General features: G+C 50.0%; 24 protein-coding genes. 17 read left to right on the forward strand and 7 right to left on the reverse strand.

Annotated elements, in window-relative coordinates; all coding sequences use genetic code 11:
* The first annotated feature begins 41 nt into the window (after positions 1 to 41).
* Positions 42 to 1,295, forward strand: coding sequence for a valine--pyruvate transaminase (locus tag BZG72_RS11860; RefSeq protein WP_077666876.1), 1,254 nt, complete (start codon positions 42 to 44; stop codon positions 1,293 to 1,295).
* Positions 1,296 to 1,551: 256 nt separating this feature from the next.
* Positions 1,552 to 1,752 (forward strand): hypothetical protein, encoded by a 201-nt coding sequence (locus tag BZG72_RS16240; RefSeq protein ID WP_158075473.1) that lies wholly within the window; start codon positions 1,552 to 1,554, stop codon positions 1,750 to 1,752.
* Between the two features lie 299 nt (positions 1,753 to 2,051).
* Here the strand turns inward: BZG72_RS16240 and BZG72_RS11875 are convergent, their stop codons facing one another.
* The 7 genes from BZG72_RS11875 to dnaA form a co-directional block, all read right to left on the reverse strand.
* Positions 2,052 to 2,489: an Hsp20 family protein gene (locus tag BZG72_RS11875; protein ID WP_046074840.1), complete on the reverse strand. Its 438-nt coding sequence runs from the start codon at positions 2,487 to 2,489 to the stop codon at positions 2,052 to 2,054.
* 213 nt (positions 2,490 to 2,702) lie between these two features.
* Positions 2,703 to 3,101: a VOC family protein gene (locus tag BZG72_RS11880; protein ID WP_046074841.1), complete on the reverse strand. Its 399-nt coding sequence runs from the start codon at positions 3,099 to 3,101 to the stop codon at positions 2,703 to 2,705.
* A 29-nt stretch (positions 3,102 to 3,130) separates the two neighbouring features.
* A complete protein-coding gene (locus tag BZG72_RS11885; protein ID WP_046074842.1) occupies positions 3,131 to 3,508 on the reverse strand; it encodes a VOC family protein in 378 nt (125 codons plus the stop codon).
* 159 nt (positions 3,509 to 3,667) lie between these two features.
* Positions 3,668 to 6,085 (reverse strand): DNA topoisomerase (ATP-hydrolyzing) subunit B, encoded by a 2,418-nt coding sequence (gene gyrB / locus BZG72_RS11890; RefSeq protein WP_077579396.1) that lies wholly within the window; start codon positions 6,083 to 6,085, stop codon positions 3,668 to 3,670.
* An 18-nt stretch (positions 6,086 to 6,103) separates the two neighbouring features.
* Positions 6,104 to 7,183 (reverse strand): DNA replication/repair protein RecF, encoded by a 1,080-nt coding sequence (recF, locus tag BZG72_RS11895; protein WP_046074844.1) that lies wholly within the window; start codon positions 7,181 to 7,183, stop codon positions 6,104 to 6,106.
* 3 nt (positions 7,184 to 7,186) lie between these two features.
* Entirely contained in the window at positions 7,187 to 8,287 is a 1,101-nt protein-coding gene (gene dnaN, locus BZG72_RS11900) for a DNA polymerase III subunit beta (protein WP_077579394.1), read from the reverse strand.
* A gap of 2 nt (positions 8,288 to 8,289) precedes the next feature.
* Positions 8,290 to 9,687 (reverse strand): chromosomal replication initiator protein DnaA, encoded by a 1,398-nt coding sequence (gene dnaA / locus BZG72_RS11905; protein ID WP_046074846.1) that lies wholly within the window; start codon positions 9,685 to 9,687, stop codon positions 8,290 to 8,292.
* A gap of 368 nt (positions 9,688 to 10,055) precedes the next feature.
* On the opposite strand from dnaA, the gene BZG72_RS11910 reads away from it, so the two are divergent.
* The 15 genes from BZG72_RS11910 to BZG72_RS11980 all read left to right on the forward strand — a co-directional run bounded on the left by BZG72_RS11910 (position 10,056) and on the right by BZG72_RS11980 (position 23,263).
* Complete coding sequence (locus BZG72_RS11910; protein WP_077666879.1) at positions 10,056 to 10,808, forward strand: amino acid ABC transporter substrate-binding protein; 753 nt, start codon at positions 10,056 to 10,058, stop codon at positions 10,806 to 10,808.
* 58 nt (positions 10,809 to 10,866) lie between these two features.
* On the forward strand, positions 10,867 to 11,538 hold the full coding sequence (locus BZG72_RS11915; protein ID WP_046074848.1) for an amino acid ABC transporter permease: 672 nt from the start codon (positions 10,867 to 10,869) through the stop codon (positions 11,536 to 11,538).
* Positions 11,535 to 12,281: an amino acid ABC transporter ATP-binding protein gene (locus tag BZG72_RS11920; protein WP_077666880.1), complete on the forward strand. Its 747-nt coding sequence runs from the start codon at positions 11,535 to 11,537 to the stop codon at positions 12,279 to 12,281. The genes BZG72_RS11915 and BZG72_RS11920 overlap by 4 nt, the downstream gene beginning before the upstream one ends.
* Positions 12,282 to 12,490: 209 nt before the next feature.
* Entirely contained in the window at positions 12,491 to 12,625 is a 135-nt protein-coding gene (rpmH, locus tag BZG72_RS11925; protein WP_025672864.1) for a 50S ribosomal protein L34, read from the forward strand.
* A 13-nt stretch (positions 12,626 to 12,638) separates the two neighbouring features.
* The gene (rnpA, locus tag BZG72_RS11930; RefSeq protein WP_046074850.1) at positions 12,639 to 13,010 is read left to right on the forward strand and encodes a ribonuclease P protein component; all 372 of its coding nucleotides are present in this window, start codon (positions 12,639 to 12,641) and stop codon (positions 13,008 to 13,010) included.
* Positions 12,962 to 13,222, forward strand: coding sequence for a membrane protein insertion efficiency factor YidD (yidD, locus tag BZG72_RS11935; RefSeq protein WP_077607312.1), 261 nt, complete (start codon positions 12,962 to 12,964; stop codon positions 13,220 to 13,222). The genes rnpA and yidD overlap by 49 nt, the downstream gene beginning before the upstream one ends.
* A 2-nt stretch (positions 13,223 to 13,224) precedes the next feature.
* Positions 13,225 to 14,838: a membrane protein insertase YidC gene (gene yidC, locus BZG72_RS11940; protein ID WP_046074851.1), complete on the forward strand. Its 1,614-nt coding sequence runs from the start codon at positions 13,225 to 13,227 to the stop codon at positions 14,836 to 14,838.
* Positions 14,839 to 14,938: 100 nt separating this feature from the next.
* Positions 14,939 to 16,303: a tRNA uridine-5-carboxymethylaminomethyl(34) synthesis GTPase MnmE gene (mnmE, locus tag BZG72_RS11945; RefSeq protein ID WP_077666881.1), complete on the forward strand. Its 1,365-nt coding sequence runs from the start codon at positions 14,939 to 14,941 to the stop codon at positions 16,301 to 16,303.
* Positions 16,304 to 16,453: 150 nt separating this feature from the next.
* Positions 16,454 to 17,554 (forward strand): GGDEF domain-containing protein, encoded by a 1,101-nt coding sequence (locus BZG72_RS11950; RefSeq protein WP_052708062.1) that lies wholly within the window; start codon positions 16,454 to 16,456, stop codon positions 17,552 to 17,554.
* Between the two features lie 66 nt (positions 17,555 to 17,620).
* Positions 17,621 to 18,073, forward strand: coding sequence for an FMN-binding protein MioC (gene mioC, locus BZG72_RS11955; RefSeq protein WP_046074853.1), 453 nt, complete (start codon positions 17,621 to 17,623; stop codon positions 18,071 to 18,073).
* Positions 18,074 to 18,466: 393 nt separating this feature from the next.
* Complete coding sequence (gene mnmG, locus BZG72_RS11960) at positions 18,467 to 20,356, forward strand: tRNA uridine-5-carboxymethylaminomethyl(34) synthesis enzyme MnmG (RefSeq protein ID WP_046074895.1); 1,890 nt, start codon at positions 18,467 to 18,469, stop codon at positions 20,354 to 20,356.
* Positions 20,357 to 20,983, forward strand: coding sequence for a 16S rRNA (guanine(527)-N(7))-methyltransferase RsmG (rsmG, locus tag BZG72_RS11965; RefSeq protein ID WP_077666882.1), 627 nt, complete (start codon positions 20,357 to 20,359; stop codon positions 20,981 to 20,983).
* Between the two features lie 13 nt (positions 20,984 to 20,996).
* Positions 20,997 to 21,794: a ParA family protein gene (locus BZG72_RS11970; protein ID WP_046074855.1), complete on the forward strand. Its 798-nt coding sequence runs from the start codon at positions 20,997 to 20,999 to the stop codon at positions 21,792 to 21,794.
* Positions 21,795 to 21,802: 8 nt separating this feature from the next.
* Entirely contained in the window at positions 21,803 to 22,693 is an 891-nt protein-coding gene (locus tag BZG72_RS11975) for a ParB/RepB/Spo0J family partition protein (protein ID WP_046074856.1), read from the forward strand.
* 180 nt (positions 22,694 to 22,873) lie between these two features.
* Positions 22,874 to 23,263: a F0F1 ATP synthase subunit I gene (locus tag BZG72_RS11980; protein WP_077607317.1), complete on the forward strand. Its 390-nt coding sequence runs from the start codon at positions 22,874 to 22,876 to the stop codon at positions 23,261 to 23,263.
* Positions 23,264 to 23,268: the final 5 nt, after the last annotated feature.

A 23,268-nucleotide genomic window follows, 5' to 3' on the forward strand; every position in this document is an offset into this window, starting at 1 on the left:
CTTAACCACAACATCGATACAGATATTTAAAGGCAGTAATCATGGAAGTCACTCACTTTGGCGAGAAGTTCGCCAATCACTCGGGCATCACACAATTAATGGACGATCTTAATGACGGTTTACGTAATCCAGACGCCATTATGTTGGGGGGCGGCAACCCCGCGGCGATCCCGGAGATGCTCGACTACTTTAAGACGCTAAGCCAATCAATGCTCGACGACGGTAGTCTCGTTCACGCCATGGCAAACTACGATGGTCCACAAGGAAAATCGGCATTACTCAATGCCCTCGCCGAGCTGCTGAATAAGACTTATGGCTGGCAGCTCTCAAGCAAAAACATCATGCTGACCAATGGCAGCCAAAGTGCATTCTTTTATCTGTTTAACCTATTAGCGGGACGCTACGCCGATGGCAGCCACAAAAAAATCTTGTTGCCCCTCGCCCCCGAGTATATCGGCTATGGTGACGCCGGTATCAACGACGATATCTTTGTTAGCTACCAACCTGAGATTGAATTATTGGATAACCGCCAATTTAAATACCATGTCGACTTCAGCCGCCTGAAGATTGATGAGAGCATTGGTGCCATCTGTGCCTCCCGCCCGACTAACCCAACCGGGAATGTGCTAACCGATAACGAAATCCGACAACTGGACCAACTCGCGCGCGACCACAATATTCCACTGATCATCGATAACGCTTATGGCACGCCCTTCCCGGATATTATTTTTGAAGACGTTGCACCGTTCTGGAATGACAACACCATACTCTGCTCGAGTCTGAGTAAGCTAGGATTGCCTGGTGTGCGTTGCGGGATTGTGATTGCCAATGAAACGGTGATCAATGCGATGTCCAACATCAATGGTATCGTCAGCCTGTCGCCAAACAGTATGGGGCCAGCAATGGCACTAGCAATGATAGAACGCGGTGATCTCTTACGCTTAAGCAAAAACGTCGTTCGTCCTTTCTACCAGCAAAAGTCACAGCGCACATTAAAGATGGTGCTTGAAACCATTAATGATGAGCGAGTTCGTGTTCATAAGCCAGAAGGAGCTATCTTCCTGTGGCTCTGGTTTAACGAGCTCCCAATCTCTACCCAAGAGTTATATAAACGCTTAAAAGCTCGCGGTGTACTGGTTGTCCCCGGAGAGTATTTCTTTATTGGTGTCGATCACGAAGGCTGGGATCATGCTAAACAATGTATTCGCATGAATTATGTCCAAGAGGATGATGCTATGCAACAAGGTATAAAAGTGATTGCTGAAGAAGTCGCGCGCGCCTACGACGAAGGATAAGTTCTGGTTTCACGTGGAACACAGATACATACATGTTCCACGTGAAACCTTTCATTAGACCTCTCGCAACGAGAAAATGCGCCATAACATTTTCCTAATTGGCCTCTATCTAACCTACCTTCTTCTGCTGACGGACTACTTTCTCCTTTCGTCAGCTTAAGCCTTAATCATCGGTCGCTTGATCTAACTATCGAACCATTCTGCACCCCATATTTCCAAAAGGGGGAATACGGCGCAGTGCGAACAATCATTTGGTTTGGTTTGGTTTGGTTTGGTTTGGTTTGGTTTGGTTTGGTTTGGTTTGGTTTGGTTTGGTTTGGTTTGGTTTGGTTTGGTTTGGTTTGGTTTGGTTTGGTTTGGTTTGGTTTGGTTTGGTTTGGTTTGGCTTGGCTTGGCTTGGCTTGGCTTGGCTTGGCTTGGCTTGGCTTGGCTTGGCTTGGCTTGGCTTGGCAAATAGTATTGGATCGTTCTATTAAGACAATCCAAGTGTTTCACGTGAAACCTATCGGCTCCAATCTGTGCGAATCTGATTCAAATCCACGAGTCTACAAAGAACCTTTTCGGCCAGGCTACAATCGTGGGTTCAACGTTCACCTTCATTCGCTAGGGCTATTCACCAACAGCGGCGAGTGAAAAGAACGTGTCTATAATGCGAAGAATTGAAACCGGCTAGTGAATCTGAACATCACGATTTGCTAGCCACAAAAAAGGGCAGCGGTGCTGCCCTCTCCTTTTTCGTATCGTTATGGCCGACACTTACTCAACGTTTTCGAGTAAACGGCTACCGATTTCGATACGACGAGGTTTCTCCTCTTCAGGCACCTCACGCACCAAATCAATATGAAGCATGCCGTTTTCCATTTCCGCCCCCGTCACTTTAATATGATCGTCGAGGTGGAACTTGCGTTCGAAATCACGCTCAGCAATGCCCTGATACAAGAACTTCGTATCTTGATTACGGCTGGCTTTTTTACCCGCAACCGTTAGGCTGTTCTTTTGTTGGGTAATGTCTACTTCGTCTTGGCTAAAGCCTGCTACCGCCATTGTGATTCGGTATTGGTTCTCTTTGCCTTGCTCAATATTGTAAGGAGGAAAACCACCTGCATTTGACGCATTCGTGTTTTCAACCAAATCAAACAAACGGTCAAAGCCAATCGCGGTACGATAGAGTGGAGAGAAATCAAAGTTACGCATAATCTTATCCTTCCTATGAAGCAATAAAATGTTATCTACGGCTTTCCAACCTGGACAAGCCCCCGGCGACCCAATGGCATCGCCTCATTACTGTATATAGGGTTGGGTAATTTGATTTCAAGCCTCATCGAACGATTTTTATCATCGCCAGACGTGTTACCGTTTTATCTACCCATACGGGTACGTTCAAATACCTCTGACCGCTTTAATAAACTACGGCTCTGGATGATGACATACCGCTTCAATGTTATTGCCGTCTGGGTCAATAAGAAATGCCCCAAAGTAATGGTTGTGATACATAGGCCTCAGACCTGGCTTACCATTATCGATTCCCCCAGCCTCCATTCCAGCATCGTAAAACGCCTCCACCGTCGCTCTTGTTGGTGATGAAAATGCTATATGACGAGGGGTATAGGGAGTCTGGGTTTCTATCACCCAAAAGATGGGCCGATCGCTTGGTCCAAAAGCACACATTCGCTGGGTCGGAAAATCAGTATTCCATTCTGCAACAAACTCCATTTGGATCGCATAGCCGAGCGGTTCAAACACCGAACGATAGAACTCTTTAGTTGCCGAGAAGTTCGTTGCGTAGGTACTTAGATGGTCAATCATAATTGCTCCTTATTGGAATAGCGATATGCTTAATCAAGCGGCGCAACGCGCACGAGATGCCCATCAGGGTCTTGAATCACGAAGGTTCGACCAAACACATCATCGTAAGGAGCTTGCACAACATTGATGGTTAGGTTGTTCGACCATTGGTCAAAAACGGCATCAACGTCATCATTGGTAGGCACCATAATGCCAATTTCACTCAGTCGTGTCATAGAGGGTGAGGGCTGCTCGCCGCCTGTCCACAACGCGAATAAGGCATCTCCCTGCTCAGAGGCAGAAAACGCCACATACCTGGGACTGGTAAAGACAGGATCACATTGAAACAGTTGCTGATAGAAACCCACAGAACGGTCAATATCAGAAACATAAACCAATTGGAGATTAGCGCGCGTTTTTATAGACATCAGGATTCCTATCATTTTGTCGTTAAGGGAATGATAAGTGTACTCGCGCTAAAAATACTGTATATAAAAACAGTTACATATTGAGGTTTGCCTCCCAAACAGGCATGAAAAAGGCCAGCAATGCTGGCCTTAATTGTTGATAAATAGTTGATTTATCGTTTATACATCGAGGTTTTCTACTTTCAGCGCATTATTTTCGATAAACGCACGACGTGGCTCAACTTGATCACCCATCAAGGTGGTAAACAACTCATCCGCGGCAACCGCATCCTGAATCGTCACCTGCATCATACGACGACCTTCAGGATCCATAGTGGTTTCCCAAAGCTGCTCTGGGTTCATCTCTCCCAAACCTTTATAGCGCTGACGAGACACACCACGGGTTGACTCTTTGATTAACCAGTTGAGAGCTTGCTCAAAGCTCTCTACCGATTGCGTACGTTCACCGCGCTTAACATACGCCCCTTCATCCAGGAGATCATTTAAGGTTTCCGATAGGCTTGCGATTCGACCGTACTCTTTCGAGTTCAGGAAGTCATAGCTCACTAAGTATTTATAATCGACACCATGGGTGCGCACCACCAGCTCTGGCACCCATACCTGATGCTCTTCATCGAGTCGGCATGATGCCTGATACTGGCTTTCACCCGTCGACTTACGATTCAAAATCCCAACAATGTTTTCTACCCATTGCTTAGCTGCCCACTCGTCGCGCAGGTCATCGACTGACAAACGCGGTTGATAAAGCAGCTCATTGAGTAGCGCGGCGGGATAGCGACGCTTCATACGCTGAATCAGCTTGAGCACACCATTGTACTCTTTCACCAATTTCTCAAGTGACTCGCCGTGCATCGCTGGCGCATCTGGGTTCACGAACAATGACGCATTCTCCAACGCCAATGCCACCTGATACTGCTCCATCGCCTCGTCATCTTTGATGTATTGCTCTTGCTTGCCCTTTTTCACTTTATAAAGCGGTGGTTGAGCAATATAAATATAGCCTCGCTCAATCAGCTCTGGCATTTGGCGATAGAAGAAGGTCAGCAGCAAGGTACGAATATGCGAGCCGTCGACATCCGCATCGGTCATGATGATGATGCTGTGATAACGTAGCTTGTCCGGATCGTACTCTTCCCGGCCAATCCCGCACCCCATTGCCGTGATCAGTGTCGCCACTTCTTGCGAGGACAACATCTTATCAAAACGGGCTTTCTCGACGTTGAGGATCTTACCTTTGAGCGGCAAAATCGCTTGGTTCTTACGGTTGCGCCCCTGCTTGGCTGAGCCGCCTGCAGAGTCACCCTCCACAATGTAGAGTTCAGATAGCGCCGGATCTTTTTCCTGGCAATCAGCAAGCTTGCCGGGAAGGCCAGCTAGATCCAACGCGCCTTTACGACGCGTCATTTCACGTGCTTTACGTGCCGCATCACGCGCACGGGCAGCGTCAATGATCTTGGTACACACTACTTTCGCATCGGCAGGGTGCTCAATCAGAAAGTCTGATAAGTGGCTGCTCATGGCGGATTCAACCGCCGATTTCACTTCCGATGACACCAGTTTGTCTTTGGTCTGGCTTGAGAACTTGGGATCCGGCACTTTCACCGAGACTACCGCGGTCAAGCCTTCACGGGCATCATCGCCAGACGTCGCGGCTTTGGCTTTTTTGGAATAACCTTCTTTGTCCATGAAGCTATTGAGCGTACGTGTCAATGCGCCACGAAAACCCGCAAGGTGAGTACCACCATCGCGCTGCGGAATATTGTTGGTAAAGCAGTAGATGTTTTCTTGATAGCCATCGTTCCACTGCATCGCCACTTCAACGCTAACCCCGTCTTCCCGAGTATGCTCAAAGTGGAAAACGGATGGGTGGATGGAGGTCTTCTTGTTGTTGAGGTGTTCGACAAACGCGCGGATGCCCCCTTCGTATTTAAAGTGATCCGCTTTGTCTTCTTCGCGCTCGTCAATCAACTTAATGGAGACACCCGAATTAAGGAAAGACAACTCACGCAAGCGCTTGGCAAGCACGTCATAGTTGAAGTTGATATCAGAGAAAGTCTCTTCACTTGGCCAGAAACGAATACGGGTACCGGTTTGGTCGGTCTCACCCATTTCAGCCAGCGGTCCTAGAGGCTCACCGTGCGCAAAATTAAGCTGGTGAACATGGCCATTACGCCAAATAGTCAACTCGAGTTTTTCTGACAAGGCGTTGACCACCGACACCCCCACCCCGTGAAGGCCGCCAGAGACTTTATAAGAGTTGTCATCAAACTTACCGCCGGCGTGGAGGACGGTCATGATCACTTGTGCGGCCGATACACCTTCTTCCTCATGAATATCGACCGGGATACCACGACCATCGTCGCGAACCGATACCGAGCCATCCTCGTGGATGGTCGCCACGATATCATTACAATGTCCGGCCAGTGCTTCATCGATCGAGTTATCGACCACCTCAAACACCATGTGGTGCAGGCCGGTACCATCGTCGGTATCGCCGATATACATTCCCGGACGCTTACGCACGGCATCCAAGCCCTTCAGTACCTTGATACTCGATGAATCGTATTCGTTGGACATTGAGTTACTCTCGCTTATTTATCCTGCGTTAATTTTGCCATGTTCCACATGAAACATCTTACTATTTTCGTCGCAAATTTCCGCGACTTGATCGGCACTAATGGCGCTAACAAAAACCTGAGCCCCAATGCGGGTCAACTCACTGGCCAATAGTGCTCGCCGGCGACTGTCTAATTCGGAGGCAAAGTCATCGATTAAGTAGATACAAGCGATACCTTGCTCCTCGCTATACAACTGGCCTTGTGCGAGCCGAAGTGCACATACCATTAATTTTAACTGTCCGCGCGATAGCACATCATCGACTGGCGTACCTGCCACCTTGATGCGCAAATCGGCTTTATGCGGCCCTGATACCGTGTATCCCATTTGCTGGTCGCGCTCAAAGTTCGCCGCCAACAATGCCTGATAGTCTGCGCCTCGCTCCCATCCTTGGTAAAAACGAAACTGGATGGAAAACTCGGGAAGAAATGCTTGGCATAATGCGGTCGCTCGCGCGGCAACCGCATCAACGTAAGCCTGACGCCATGCGCTGATTTGTTCGGCAAGGCGTGCTAGTTCCGTATCCCATACTTGGATATCGCCATAGTGGCGCGCTGTTTTCAACGCGGCGTTGCGTTGCTTCGTTAGGCGCTTCACTCGTGTCCAAGCTTCAAAAAAACCTGGCTCAGAATGAAACACCCCCCAATCGATAAACGCACGACGAAACTTGGGCCCATCGGTTAATAACTCAAAACCTTCAGGGGTGATCAATTGCAATGGCAGCACTTTGGCCAGGGCCACCAGCTTTTGCCCTTTTTCTTGACCGATTTTAACATCTGCACTGCCGTCTCGGCGCTTTTGAATGCCGACCGGAAGCAAGATCCCATCTTGCGTTTTTACACGACCATGTACCGTAAGATTGGGTTGCTGATGACGAATCACTCGGCTGTTAAGCGCGCTGCGAAAGGAGCGCCCATGACCGAGAAAGTGGATGGCTTCCAATACACTGGTTTTACCACTGCCATTGGGGCCAATTAAAAAGTTAAAGCCTGACGACAACTCAATATCGCAGGCTTCAATATTTCGAAAGTCGTGGACGACCAGTCGTGATAGCGCCATAACCTAGAGGCGAATTGGCATCACAACATACATGGCGTCTTCGCGATCGCAGTCCTCAATCAAGGTACTGCCCACCGCGTCTGTCATCGAAAAACGCACCTTGTCACAACGTAAAACATTGAGCACATCGAGCACGTAACTGACATTAAAACCGATTTCGATTGGCTCACCTTGATAGTCGACTTCCAAAAACTCTTCCGCTTCTTCTTGCTCAGGGTTGTTGGCGGAGATACGCAGCTCGCTACCTTCAATATTCATTCGCACGCCGCGAAATTTCTCGTTCGATAATACCGCGGCTAATGACAATGCTTGCTTGAGCTCAGCACAGTCGACCTCAAGCGTTCGAGAAGTGGATTGTGGCAACACACGCCGATAATCAGGAAAGCGCCCATCAACCAATTTAGAGGTAAAGGTCACATTGCCCACCACCGCACGAATATTAGACGCGCCAATTTGGATATTCACCGGGTGCTCGCTATCATCGAGCAAACGCGCCAACTCACTGACGCCTTTACGTGGCACAATCACTTGTTGTGCGGGCAACGCCTCTTCCATGGATAAATGACACACCGCCATCCGGTGGCCGTCCGTCCCAACGGTGCGCAGCGTATGCCCATCGGTTTCGAATAAGAGTCCATTGAGATAATAGCGTACATCTTGGTTCGCCATCGAAAACTGCGTGGCGTCAATCAGATGACCCAGCTTGCTTTGCGGTACTTGTAAGCTCACTTCGGCATGCCAGTCTTCGATGTTGGGATAATCTGAAGCCGGTAAGGTCGATAATGTAAAGCGGCTTCGTCCCGCTCGCACCACCACGCGGTCACCTTCTTGCGCCACAGTGATACGAGCTTCGCTATGTAAGCCTTTGATGATATCCATAAACTTACGCGAAGGCACAGTGATCGCCCCATCAAGATGCTCACCGTCCAGCGGTGCGGTGGCATTGAGCTCGACCTCCATATCGGTCGCCGTCAGCTTGAGTTGCTGCTCCGCCACTTCAATCAATAGGTTACTTAAAATCGGCAAGGTACTACGCCCGCCTAGTGCCCCAGAAACTTGCTGAAGCGGTTGAAGTAATTGCTCACGCGTAAGAGTAAATTTCATAATTAGGACGACAACGTTCGAATCAGGTTAGAGTAGTCTTCTTTAATATCGTGACTTTCTTCACGCAGCTGCTCAATCTTACGACAAGCATGCAATACGGTGGTATGGTCACGACCGCCAAATGCATCACCAATTTCCGGTAAGCTGTGGTTGGTCAGCTCTTTTGCTAGCGCCATCGCCATCTGGCGGGGTCGCGCCACTGAGCGAGACCGACGCTTAGACAACAAGTCTGCCATCTTGATTTTATAATATTCAGCCACGGTTTTCTGGATATTATCAATGGTGACCAACTTTTCTTGCAAGGCGAGCAAATCCCGCAACGCTTCTCGGACGAAATCGATGGTGATCGCACGGCCTGTAAAGTTGGCATTGGCGATCACGCGGTTAAGCGCCCCTTCAAGTTCACGCACGTTAGAACGCAGTCTTTTCGCGATAAAAAAGGCCACTTCATCAGGCAAACGAATGGCATGGTCTTCCGCTTTTTTCATTAAAATCGCCACCCGGGTTTCCAGCTCTGGCGGCTCAATCGCGACGGTCAGCCCCCAGCCAAACCGCGATTTTAAGCGGTCCTCGACCCCGTTTATCTCTTTGGGATAGCGATCGGAGGTGAGAATGATTTGCTGGTTACCCTCAAGCAACGCATTAAAGGTATGGAAGAATTCTTCTTGCGAGCGCTCTTTGTTGGCAAAGAATTGGATATCATCAATCAATAGCGCATCGACACTGCGGTAATAACGCTTAAACTCTTCGATAGCATTATTTTGCAGCGCTTTCACCATATCTTGCACAAAGCGCTCTGAGTGCATGTACACCACGCGCGCATCCGCTTTGCGATCAGAAATGGCATTACCCACCGCATGCAACAAGTGCGTTTTACCTAAGCCCGTTCCGCCATAAAGAAAAAGGGGATTATAGGCCGCCCCCGGGTTATCCGACACCTGACGCGCGGCTGCCAAGGCTAACTGGTTCGATTTACCCTCAACAAAGTTATTGAACTTGTGTTTGGGGTTGACGTTGGAGCGATGATTAACATCCGATTGCACCGGTGAGGGAGCAGGCTCCCACACTCGTCCTTGCGGCGGCGCTGGCGCCGCTTGTTGCGGAGCGGGCGCAGCAGCAGGCCCGGCAGGGGCAGCTTGTGGCGTTGCGGCAACCGGTTTGCTCCCCACCTCAAAGCGCAGCATGGGTACGTCGACACCACAAAACTCGTTCAGTAATTGATTAATTTGATGCAGATACTTATCTCGCACCCAATCAAGCACAAAACGGTTTGGGGCAAAGAGGGTCAACGTATTGTCATTGAGCTCGGCTTGAAGTGGCCGTACCCACATACTGAATTCTGTCGCAGGTAAATCATCTTGAAGACGTTCAAGACACTGCAACCAAAGCGATGATGACACGTTTGACTCCACGCAGTTGTACCGAAAAGAGAAAGGCCACAATGGTACTCCTGTCGCGCCCAGATCGCTACCCACAAGATCCCGAAATCAGTGAATAAGATCCGAGTTATTCACATAGATCCCACAGAAATACGTGAGATCGCCACAGCAAACCCATGTTTTACTCACAAGAATAGGATCAGATTGGCCAATGATCCTGTTCTTTCCTTGTGCATAATTTTGATCAATGTGGGGTTTATCCCAGGAATTACACGACAACTTCGGTGAATAAGTTATTACTCATAACAAGAAGGTATTTCTCGCCTGCCACTGCCACCCTCTATATTACGCACCTTATCAATATCGATGTGGTTACTACGGAGCTTTTCATGACTAAATGGTTCATCAACGCCCTGCTCAGCGTGAGCATGATTCTCACTGCCCCCGCCTTTGCTTCTGAAACAGTAAAAGTGGGCATGTCTGGCCGCTACTTTCCGTTTACGTTTGTTAAACAAGACCAGCTACAAGGTTTCGAAGTCGATTTGTGGGATGAGATTGGCGAGCGCAACGACTACGATGTGGAGTATGTCACCGCTAACTTCTCAGGACTGTTTGGTCTGTTACAAACCGGCCGTATCGACACCATTTCAAACCAAATCACCATCACCGATGAGCGCCAAGCGAAATATCTATTCACTGACCCGTATGTGGTGGACGGCGCACAAATCACGGTTCGTAAAGGCAATGATGCCATTAACTCGGTCGCCGATCTGAAGGGTAAAACCGTGGCCGTTAACTTAGGCTCGAACTTTGAACAACTGTTGCGTGAACACCCATCCGCTGATGATATCAACATCAAAACCTACGAAACCGGGATTGAACACGATGTGGCCTTGGGTCGTGCTGATGCCTTTATTATGGATCGCCTCTCCGCGCTACAATTGATCAAAGAGTCAGGTCTGCCCCTACAATTAGCTGGACAACCTTTTGAAACCATTGCTAATGCATGGCCGTTTGTCGACTCAGAGCGTGGTCAACGCTTACGTGATGAAGTCAATGCTGCGCTAAACGCGATGCGTGAGGACGGCACCTTGGCGGATATCTCAACCAAATGGTTCGGTGGCGATATCACTAAAAAGTAAGTGTTTACTTTCATTTAATAAGCCCGCGTAGGCGGGCTTTTTTGTTTAAAGGTCAATCATGGCGTTCGATTTTGATTACATGGCCTCCTTGTTTCCCCTGCTGCTGCGTTATTTGGGGATCACCATGGAGATGGCTGTACTGGGCCTCATCTTCGCCCTCGCCTTGGCAGTGGCGATAGCCTTGATTCGCGTGTTTCGCATCCCAGGGCTCAATGGTATTGCACAGATCTTTATTAGCTTCTTCCGTGGCACCCCGCTATTGGTGCAACTGTTTCTACTTTATTACGGTCTCCCTCAGGTCATCCCCGCCTTAGTAGGAATGGAAGCCTTTACCGCCGCAGTGATCGGAATCAGTCTGCATTTTTCTGCGTATATGGCCGAGTCAATCCGCGCCGCCATTACCGGGGTGGATCGCAGCCAGATGGAAGCCAGTCTGGCGGTGGGCATGACCACCCGCCAAGCGATGCAACGCATCATCTTGCCGCAAGCGGTGCGTATTGCCCTGCCATCGTTGATGAACTACTTCATTGATATGATTAAAGCCACGTCACTCGCCTTTACGCTCGGGGTCGCGGAAATCATGGCACAGGCGCAAATGGAAGCGTCATCCAGCTTCAAGTTCTTTGAAGCTTACTTAGCGGTGGCACTCATCTATTGGGCCGTGGTTGTGGCATTAACACGCGTTCAGTATTGGGCCGAGGCACACCTAAATAAGGCGTATCAACGATGATAAAGATAGAAAAGCTAAAAAAAATCTATCAAGGCGTTGCGGTGCTCGACGGCATCGACCTCACTATCGACCGAGGCGAAATAGTTTGCATTATTGGTCCTAGCGGCACCGGTAAATCGACCTTATTGCGTTGCATTAATTTTCTCGAGCGTGCCGAGCAAGGGATCATCGAAATCGGGGAGCAACGCGTTGATAGCGGCAATATGGCCACCCGTAAGCAGGATATTCTGGCGTTGCGGCGTCAAACTGGCTTTGTTTTCCAAAATTATGCGTTATTTGCTCACCTCAATGCCCGTGACAACATTGCCGAAGGGCTGCGCACCGTTAAAGGATGGGCGAAAGACAAAGCCCGTGAGCGTGCCCAGCAAATTCTCGATGATATTGGGCTTGGCGATAAAGGGGATCATTACCCGGCCTCTTTATCGGGTGGACAACAGCAACGGGTTGGCATCGGCCGGGCGATGGCGCTGGAGGCTGAGCTGCTGCTGTTTGATGAGCCCACGTCAGCCCTCGATCCAGAGTGGGTTGGCGAAGTGTTGGCGTTGATGAAAAAGCTCGCCACTCGCCACCAAACCATGCTGGTGGTCACCCATGAAATGCAGTTCGCTCGCGATGTGGCGGATCGGGTGGTATTTATGAACGACGGCCATATTATTGCCCAAGGGACACCGGATTGGTTATTTAACCAATGCGACGATCCCCGTTTGCATAAGTTTTTGAATCAAGTCGGGATCGCTCCCTAGTCGACGATCGCTTGGGGATCGATCCTTGCGATCTGTGCCCAAGAGCTTATAATTCACCGCCCGGAGTGGCGTCGGTTAGTGATTGACTAATCGTTAGTCAATGGCTACAATCCGCCCTCTTTGTTGAGAGGCGTCGGAGTCAAGCCTAGTGCTACCCTCCCACGTCGGGTTAACAAACCTAACACTGATCAGTAATAAAGGTAGAAACCATGAAACGCACTTTTCAACCTTCAGTTCTAAAGCGTAAGCGCACTCACGGTTTCCGTGCGCGCATGGCGACTAAGAACGGCCGTAAGGTCATTGCCGCTCGCCGTGCGAAAGGCCGCAAGCAGCTTTCTAAATAATCCGCAGTGATTTGTGAATAAGCTCGCTTATCCTCGGGAGTTACGTCTGCTAACTCCCGAACATTTCAGTGCCGTCTTCCAGCAACCGCATCGCGCCGGTTCGCCGCACTTAACTATACTCGCCAGAAACAACCCACTCGGCCATCCACGTCTCGGTCAAGCTGTACCGAAAAAGCAAATCAAACTTGCTGTTGATCGCAACCGCTTTAAACGTGTGGTCCGCGAAAGCTTTCGTTTACGTCAACATCAACTGCCGGCGAAAGACTTTGTGGTGATCGCGAAAAAAAGTGCTAACAACCTAAGCAATCAAGCGCTGCGAGACGAATTGGACAAGTTATGGCAACGTTTGTCGCGACCACCGCGCAAAAAGCGCTCATCGCGCTGATTCGGGGATACCAACTGGTTATAAGTCCACTTATTGGACCACGATGCCGGTTTACACCAACCTGCTCTCACTACGCCATCATGGCGATTCAATCCCATGGTGTGATAAAAGGGTGTTGGTTGGCAGGCAAACGTCTATTAAAATGCCACCCTTTGAATGATGGCGGTTACGATCCTGTGCCGCCTTGCGACCACCATAACAGAGACAATTAACAATGGATTCCCAACGCAATATCCTGTTGATTGCCCTATTGTTCGTTTCTTTCATGCTTTACATGGAATGGAACAAACCAGACTCCCCGCAACCGCAGGGACAGGGCGTTGAGCAGCAGCAAACCACTCACAGTGACGTGCCAAGCAGCAATGACGGTGATACCACGTCTCTTGATGCACAGCCTGTCTCTGACAAGCTTGTCACCATCAACACTGACGTTTTAACACTGAAAATTGATACGCAAGGCGGTGATGTTGTCCATGCCGAGCTCCCGCAATATGATGCGGAGCTGGATTCTGACAACGCCTTCACGCTGTTGCACAGCAAACCTGATCATACCTTTGTGGCACAAAGCGGCTTAATTGGTGCCAACGGCATCGATACGGCAGAGGGACGCGCACAATACCAGGTGACGCAAAACAACTTCTCGCTCTCGGACGATCAAGACACCCTACGGGTGCCAATGACGGTTGAGAAAGATGGCATTACCTACACCAAAACCTTCGTGTTTGAGCGTGGTAGCTATGCGGTGGATGTTGAACACACTATCAACAACCAAACCGACAACAATGCCAGTGTCACCATGTACACCCAGCTTAAGCAAAACTTGCTGGACGATGGCGGCAGTTTGACCATGCCGACTTATCGCGGTGGCGCCTACTCCACCGACGACAAGCGTTACGAAAAGTACAGCTTTGATGATATGCAAAGCAAAAACCTGAACGTGACGTTTGACCAAGGTTGGGCCGCGATGATCCAGCACTACTTTGCTACCGCGTGGATCCCACGGGCGGACAATAATGTGCTGAGCACCCGTACCACGGCTCAATACGGTTATATCCAAACCAAGACCCGCGATACCATTGCCGCTGGCACCAGCAAGACGCTCACCGCAACTTTGTGGGTTGGTCCGAAACTGCAAGAGCAAATGGCCGCGGTGGCACCAAGCCTGGATTTGGTGGTCGACTACGGCTGGCTATGGTTTATCGCTAAACCGCTGCACTGGTTGCTCTCCACCATTCAAACCTTTGTGGGGAACTGGGGTCTGGCCATCATCATGCTAACCTTCATCGTGCGTGGCGCCATGTACCCGCTCACTAAAGCGCAGTACACCTCGATGGCGAAAATGCGCATGCTGCAGCCTAAACTGCAAGAAATGAAAGAGCGTATCGGTGACGATCGTCAACGCATGAGCCAAGAGATGATGGAGCTCTATAAGCGTGAGAAGGTCAATCCGCTTGGTGGCTGTCTGCCATTGGTTCTGCAAATGCCGATCTTTATTGCCTTGTACTGGGCACTGATGGAGTCGGTAGAATTGCGCCATGCGCCATTCTTTGGCTGGATTCAAGACTTGTCGGCACAAGACCCATACTATGTGCTGCCGCTGTTGATGGGTGCATCCATGTTCTTGATTCAGAAGATGAGCCCCACCACGGTCACCGATCCGATGCAGCAGAAGATCATGACCTTTATGCCTGTGGTCTTTACGTTCTTCTTCTTGTTCTTCCCATCCGGTCTGGTTCTATACTGGCTGGTATCGAACGTGGTCACGCTTATCCAACAGACACTGATTTACAAGTCGTTGGAGAAAAAAGGCCTGCATTCACGCTCGTAACTCAGGCCGCGTCACGTAATAATAAAAAGGCGACCCGGCGGTCGCCTTTTTTTGTCGTTTATGGCCTAAAGGCCTGTAATTCAAATATAGAGTGTGCACTATGGCTCAAACCGACACTATCGTGGCACAAGCCACTGCAACTGGCCGCGGCGGCGTAGGGATTGTCCGCGTGTCTGGCCCGCTCGCCCATGAGATTGGTACAAAAATGACGGGACGTGATCTGGCGCCCCGTCGTGCAGATTATTTGCCCTTTATCGACCAAGAGGGTCAACCTATCGATCAGGGCATTGCTTTATTCTTTAAAGGCCCTCATTCGTTCACAGGCGAGGATGTGCTTGAACTGCAAGGCCATGGTGGCCCAGTGATCATGGACATGCTTATTCAGCGTATCAGTGCGTTTTCTGGGGTGCGTGCCGCACGACCCGGAGAGTTCTCCGAACGCGCGTTTTTAAACGACAAACTGGATTTAGCCCAAGCTGAAGCCATTGCCGACTTGATTGATGCCAGCTCCGAGCAGGCCGCCCGCTCGGCCTTGCAATCGCTGCAAGGCGCCTTCTCTAGTCAGGTGAATGCGCTGGTGGAAAAAGTGATTCACCTGCGTATTTACGTTGAAGCCGCAATTGACTTTCCCGATGAAGAAATCGACTTTCTCTCTGATGGCAAAGTCGCCAGCGATCTCACGCAGATTATCGAGCACCTCGCCACACTGCGCAAAGAAGCCAACCAAGGGGCGATTATGCGTGAGGGAATGAAAGTGGTGATCGCGGGCCGCCCCAACGCCGGAAAATCAAGCTTATTGAATGCCTTATCAGGGAAAGATAGCGCGATTGTCACGGATATCGCCGGTACGACTCGGGATGTCTTGCGTGAGCACATTCATATTGACGGTATGCCTTTGCACATTATTGATACGGCAGGGCTACGCGATACCGCTGATGAGGTCGAACGTATTGGTGTCGAGCGGGCATGGGATGAAATTGAGCAAGCCGATCGCGTTCTATTTATGGTCGATGGCACCACTACCGACGCCACTCATCCTGCGGAAATTTGGCCAGACTTTGTTTCACGTTTACCTAAAGCGATGGGCATGACAGTGATCCGCAACAAAGTCGATATGACCGGCGAGCCAATGGGACACGATAGTAACCATGATCCCGCACTCATCCGCTTAAGTGCCAAAACGGGCGAAGGCATGGACGCATTACGTCAGCACCTCAAAGCCTGTATGGGCTACGCCGGCGGCAGTGAAGGCGGATTTATGGCGCGTCGCCGTCACCTCGACGCGCTTGCTAATGCCGCACATCACTTGGACATCGGTCAGGCGCAACTAGAAGGTTATATGGCCGGCGAGATTTTAGCAGAAGAATTACGCCTCACTCAGCAACACCTCAATACCATCACCGGTGAGTTCAGTGCCGATGATTTGCTGGGGAAAATTTTCTCTTCATTCTGCATCGGGAAGTAATTATCCCCAACCTGATCACGGGATCCTTCTACTAAGGATCCCTTGTAATACCTCGCCTGATCCCCTTTATCCTCGTTATTCGATCGTAAGTTATCCACGTAGTTTTCACCATGATCAGCTACGCTTTAACGAGGTGTGGATGGAGGTACTATGCTGGCAAGTTTTAACCCGATCTTATCAATAGGCCTGAGTGAACATAATCAACTGATGCGGCATCAGATCCGCATGACCAATCTACTCACGGTGATCTGCGTGGTTGGCACGATCATTTTCTCCACCATGTACTGGCTTGCTTTCCAAACCCCGATCGCGGCTTGGCACAACGTCAGTTACGCCTTTTTGTACGCGGCAACCTGGCTGTTGATGTGGTCAGGACGCTGGTATATCGCTCGGTACTACCTTTTTTTCATGTTTTTTGCCCAGCAGTTCATCATGTCTTACTGGGTGTTTGCGGCACAAAGCCAGAACGAACTCTTGTTACTGGTCTCGCCCACTATCGTCTTATTGCTGTTTGACCCCAATGAGCGTCTGGCGCGTTACGGGCTATCACTGACAGCCATCGGCTTAATGTTTTCCATCCAGGTATTACCCACACCCGACCCCTTGGTGAACCTTTCCACCCTAAACAGCAAAACCATTTACCTTAGCGTTGTCCTGATATTTATTGCCTTATCAGTGATTTTAATGGACTTCTATCTCCATGATCTCTACACCCTCAACCGGCAGGCACGGCAGTACATTCAGCGCGAGCCCCTAGCGCAAACATGGAATGCAACCCAGTTTTATCGCCGACTGAGCACGGAGTGCCAATCATCGACCGACAAGCCGATCGCAATCCTTTGCATTAATATTGATCATTTTCAGCATTTTAATACGCAACATGGCCACTCTATTGGTGATCAAAGCTTACAGTTCCTGGCCGGCCTACTTCATCGTCATCTACCACGCGATGCCCTACTTAGCCGCACTCACGCCGATCAGTTTTTAGTCATGCTCAAAGAAAATGATTGCGCCGATGCCCCAAAATGGGCGGTTAAATGTTATCACGCCATCGCAGAGACCCCCTTTACCTTTCATGGCGGCGCCCATGCATTCACCGCCTCGATAGGCATCGTTCAGCACTTTTCCGGAAACGGTCAAGCGATCGAGTTAATTGACCAAGCCTGCCAAGCCATGACGGAGGCGAAACAAGCGGGCGGCAACCAATGTGTCTGTCAACTTAGCCAGATGACGGCTAGCCAAGCGGTTTAAGCGGAGATTGACTCCTTGAGGTAAGGTCGAAATACTAGGGATGAATACCTTAACGATGAGGAAAGCATGGCAACTATCACTATTATTACCGGCAGTACCCTAGGTGGCGCTGAGTATGTCGGCGATCATCTCGCAGATCTCTTGCAAGCAAAAGGCCATCACCCTCAAGTGGTCAACGAGGGGCTCATTGATGATGTGCTCGGTGCCTCTACCCTATTGATCGTCACGTCAACCCATGGCGCAGGGGACTTTCCAGACAGCATCGCTCCCTTAATGGAACAACTGATCACCGAGCGCCCGATGCTACGCGACGTTCACTATGGCGTGGTCGGGATTGGGGACTCGAGCTACGACACGTTTTGCGAAGCAGGCATGAAAGCAGATGCGTTATTACAAGACTTGGGCGCAATCAAAGTCGGTGAGCGCATTGATATCGATATTCAAGCGCATCCGGTCCCAGAAGATGAAGCCGAACGCTGGTTAACAGACTGGGAACCACAACTTCACGCGCTCAAGTGAACAAAAAACAACCAACCTAACTGTGGATAACTAAGGAATAACCCAGTGATCTTCCTTTAGTTATCCATTTAATACTTTTCACCCCCTGCCCCCTATGTGGATAACTACCCATTTTGATCCCAGGTGATACAGGATCGGATCCAAGGCCACCCACAGAAAGTGATCGTTTCAAGATCCTTGATCTCTATGATCTTTTTTTAGTTATCCACTAAGATCCCTTTCCCTAATAGTAGATCTAACAAAGGATCTATATAAAGATCCTATATATATAAAGCCAATGCGCTCTAACGATCCGGATCAAGGTTTGGTTCCCTGTTGGCAGAAAAAGCGCTAGAATGTCGCCCCTTTTGCTTAGTTCATGCGCAAACACTTAACCAGGTTGAGGCTTTAATCATGTTTTACCAGGATCACTTTGACGTCATCGTTGTGGGTGGTGGCCATGCTGGTACCGAAGCGGCACTGGCTGCTGCCCGGATGAATCAAAGAACACTGTTGTTGACCCATAATATCGACACCTTGGGACAGATGTCGTGTAACCCCGCGATTGGTGGGATCGGGAAAGGACACCTGGTAAAAGAAATTGATGCCTTGGGTGGTGCCATGGCGCAAGCCACCGACAAAGGCGGGATCCAATTTAGAACGCTGAATGCATCTAAAGGACCGGCGGTACGCGCGACACGAGCTCAAGCTGATCGCGCACTTTACAAAGCGGCGATCCGTCATACCTTGGAGAACACGCCAAACCTTTCTTTGTTTCAACAAGCGGTGGTCGACCTGATCGTCGAGCAGGATCGTGTTACAGGCGTAGAAACAGAAATGGGGCTGAAGTTCAGCGCGACCACGGTTGTGCTAACGGTCGGAACCTTTTTGGGTGGGAAAATCCATATCGGTATGGATAATTACGCGGGTGGACGTGCCGGTGATCCGCCGTCAAACAAACTTGCGGATCGCTTACGTGCATTACCGTTTCGCGTTGATCGACTGAAAACCGGCACACCTCCGCGCATTGACGCACGCTCGGTCGATTTTTCAGTGATGCAAACCCAACATGGTGATACCCCTTGCCCGGTATTTTCATTCATGGGAAATGTCCAGCAGCATCCGCAACAAATCCCGTGCTATATCACCTACACCAATGAAAGAACGCACGACGTCATCCGCGAAAACCTTTCTCGTAGTCCGATGTATTCTGGCGTGATTGAAGGTATTGGGCCGCGTTATTGTCCGTCGATTGAAGACAAGGTGATGCGGTTTGCCGACAAAGACAAACATCAAATCTTTGTGGAACCAGAAGGATTGACCAGCAATGAGTTGTATCCGAATGGCATCTCCACCAGCTTGCCGTTTGATGTGCAAATGGGCATTATCCAGTCGATCAAAGGGTTTGAAAACGCCAAAGTGATCCGCCCTGGCTATGCGATCGAGTATGATTTCTTTGATCCTCGCGATCTCAAACAAACGCTAGAAACCAAATTTATCGACGGGTTATTTTTTGCGGGACAAATTAACGGTACCACCGGTTATGAAGAAGCCGGGGCGCAAGGTTTGCTCGCTGGGTGTAACGCGGCATTACAAGCACAAGGCAAAGAAGGCTGGAGCCCACGTCGCGATCAAGCCTATATGGGCGTGTTGATCGACGATCTCTCCACCATGGGCACCCAAGAGCCTTACCGCATGTTTACCTCTCGTGCCGAGTATCGATTACTATTGCGCGAAGACAATGCTGATATGCGCTTAACCGAAAAAGGGCGCGAGCTTGGTTTGGTCGACGATGCACGCTGGGCGCGTTTTAATCAGAAAATGGAAAACATGGAGCAAGAGCGTCAGCGCCTGCGTGGGACTTGGATCCATCCACATTCGGACGATGTTACTGCGCTTAACGCCATGCTGAAAACCCCCTTAGCACGTGAAGCCAATGGCGAAGATTTGCTGCGTCGTCCTGAGCTGCGTTATCAAGATATTGTGGCGTTACCGACCTTTGGGCCGGCCCATCAAGACACGCAAGCCAGTGAGCAAGTGGAGATCCAAGTGAAATATGCCGGTTACATCGACCGTCAGCAGGATGAAATCGCCAAGTCGCAGCGTCATGAACATACGACACTGCCAACAGACCTCGATTATGAGCAAATCAAAGGCTTGTCCAATGAGGTGAAAGGGAAGCTTGCCGATGCACGCCCGGAAACCGTGGGCAAAGCGTCTCGAATTTCTGGTGTGACACCCGCTGCCATCTCCATTTTGCTTGTGCACTTGAAAAAACAAGGCATGTTGAAGAAAGGGGCATAAATGGAATCACAACTACAACAAGGGCTTGCCAAAGCAGGCCTGATTTTGTCTGCACAACAACAGGCTCAGCTCCTTGCCTATGTGCGCCTGTTGGATAAATGGAACAAGGCGTACAACCTGACATCTGTCCGTCGTCCCGAAGACATGGTGGTGAAACATATTCTTGATAGTTTGGTTGTTTCCCCCCATCTTGACGGCGATCATTTTATCGATGTGGGGACAGGTCCAGGATTACCAGGTATTCCTCTGGCTATTGCGAATCCGGATAAACACTTCACCTTACTAGACAGTTTAGGGAAACGGATCCGCTTCATTCGCCAAGTGTTGCACGAACTAGAAATAGACAATGTCACGCCGGTACAAAGCCGCGTCGAGGACTTTATCCCCGATAATGGCTTTGATGGCGTCTTGAGCCGGGCGTTTGCTTCCATGAACGACATGGTGAGCTGGTGCCAACATCTTCCTCATGCTGAGGGACAATTTTACGCGCTGAAAGGGCAAGTGGACCAGCAGGAGCTGGATGCCTTGCCTGCTGCTTGTTCTGTGACCGATATCAAAGCTTTGAAGGTACCGGGATTGGAAGGGGCGCGTCATCTAGTAATCTTGAGAGCAAAGAGTAACGAATAGAGGTCGAGAGCACGTGGGTAAAGTTATCGCGGTAGCAAACCAGAAAGGCGGCGTGGGGAAAACCACCACCAGTGTCAATCTTGCAGCGTCACTGGCTGCCACCAATCGCAAAGTGCTACTGATTGATTTAGACCCACAGGGCAACGCGACCATGGCCAGTGGGGTGGATAAATACGATGTGCATGCCACTGCCTACGACCTCTTAATTGAAGACACACCGTTTGAGCAAGTCGTGGTGGAAGACACGGCAGGCAGCTATCACCTGATTGCCGCCAATGGCGACGTGACCGCCGCTGAAATTAAGCTGATGGAAGTATTCGCTCGCGAAGTTCGCCTGCGCACCATGCTTGAGCCGGTGGTGGATCGCTATGATTATATTTTTATTGATTGCCCACCTTCGCTCAACTTGCTGACTATTAACGCAATGACCGCTGCCAACTCTGTGTTGGTTCCCATGCAGTGTGAGTACTTTGCCCTGGAGGGGTTAACGGCATTGATGGATACCATCAGCAAGCTGGCCAGTGTGGTCAATGCTGAGCTTCACGTGGAAGGGGTGCTGCGCACCATGTACGATCCGCGTAACCGATTAGCGACCGAAGTATCGGATCAGATCAAAAAACACTTCGGTGATAAGGTGTATCGTACCGTGATTCCTCGCAACGTGCGGCTTGCGGAAGCGCCAAGTCATGGCCGACCCGCCATGTACTACGACAAATTATCGAGCGGTGCCAAAGCCTACCTCGCCCTTGCGGGTGAAATCCTGCGTCGCGAAGAGCAAGCACGCTCCTCGCCAGACGCTGTCAATGCCTGAGGAAAACAATGAATTCAGCGAAACGCGGTCTTGGAAAGGGCCTGGATGCCTTGTTGGCGACCAGTGCACATGCACAGTCATCCACCCAAGCTTCCCCTGAGTCCACCAATACGAGTAACAGCGAATTACAGCAGTTGCCCGTTACTGCGTTGGAGCCAGGTCAGTATCAGCCACGTCAAGATATGGCTGAGGAGGCACTGGAAGAGTTAACCGAGTCCATCCGCGCGCAAGGTATTATTCAGCCTTTGGTTGTCCGTCAAGTGGCAGCCGGGCGCTATGAAATCATTGCCGGTGAGCGTCGCTGGCGTGCCGCTAAGCAAGCAGGGCTTAACAATGTCCCCTGCTTGGTGCGCGAGATGAGCGATAAGGTCGCCAGTGCGGTCGCCTTGATTGAGAATATCCAGCGCGAGAACCTGAATGCGATGGAAGAAGCCCAGGCACTCGCGCGCTTAGTTGACGAATTTGAACTGACTCACCAACAGTTGGCGGAGTCACTCGGTAAATCTCGGGCCACCATTAGTAATCTACTTAGGTTGAATGGATTGGAGTCCGGTGTGCGGCAATTGCTGCTTAACAAACAACTCGAGATGGGTCACGCACGTGCCCTGCTGGCGCTCGAAGGCGACGCACAAATCGATGCGGCGCTGACCGCCGTCAATAAAAAGATGACGGTTCGCCAGATAGAAAAACTAGTAAAAAAGATGCTTTCGCCTCCTGTTGAAACGGAAAAGCCTAAATTATCACCTGAAGTCGAAGCGCTCCAGCAACGACTTGGCGATAAGCTAGGAGCCAGTGTCGCGTTAACACAACAGAAAAACGGTAGTGGGAAATTGGTGATTAATTTTGAAGAATCTGAAAAATTAGCGCAAATTCTTGCAATTTTCGACGAAGAAATGTGACCTATGCCATTCGCTTTTTGTTACATAAAGGCGCTTACTGTGATCAGGTTACTCTGTTGTAAAATTTTCCCCGCTTTTTTACATCGATGCGATTGCATTAGTTGGGGCGAAACGTATAATTTTTGCTGTTTTCCCAGCACGGCAACAGTGCTAAGTGGAACGGAATCGAGGAACAAATACATGGTATCGACGCTCGCGCGGCCGGGTCGTGAAATCGCGACAAAATTGGTGCTTTTGCAAGCTGGCGTCGTATTAGCAACGGCAATCGTGATGGCGCTTGCTATCAGTGTCGACTGGGGAAAATCCGCGCTAATCGGTGGAGGCATCTTTGTGGTTGCCAATGCTGCCTTTGCGGCGTGTGCTTTCCTTTTTAGTGGGGCAAGAGCTGCGAAATTCGTAGTTGCGTCCTTCTTTAGCGGTGAAGTGTTGAAAATTTCACTGACTGTCGTCTTGTTTGTCCTTGCTTACCTGTATGTCGAGGTGGAATTGCTTCCCCTCAAACTGGCCTATTTGCTGGCATTAGGGGTTAATATCCTCGCGCCAGTTTTATTCATTAACAACAACAAATAGGATGA

The sequence above is a fragment of the Salinivibrio sp. PR6 genome, assembly GCF_001995955.1.
Classification (GTDB): Bacteria; Pseudomonadota; Gammaproteobacteria; order Enterobacterales; family Vibrionaceae; genus Salinivibrio; species Salinivibrio siamensis.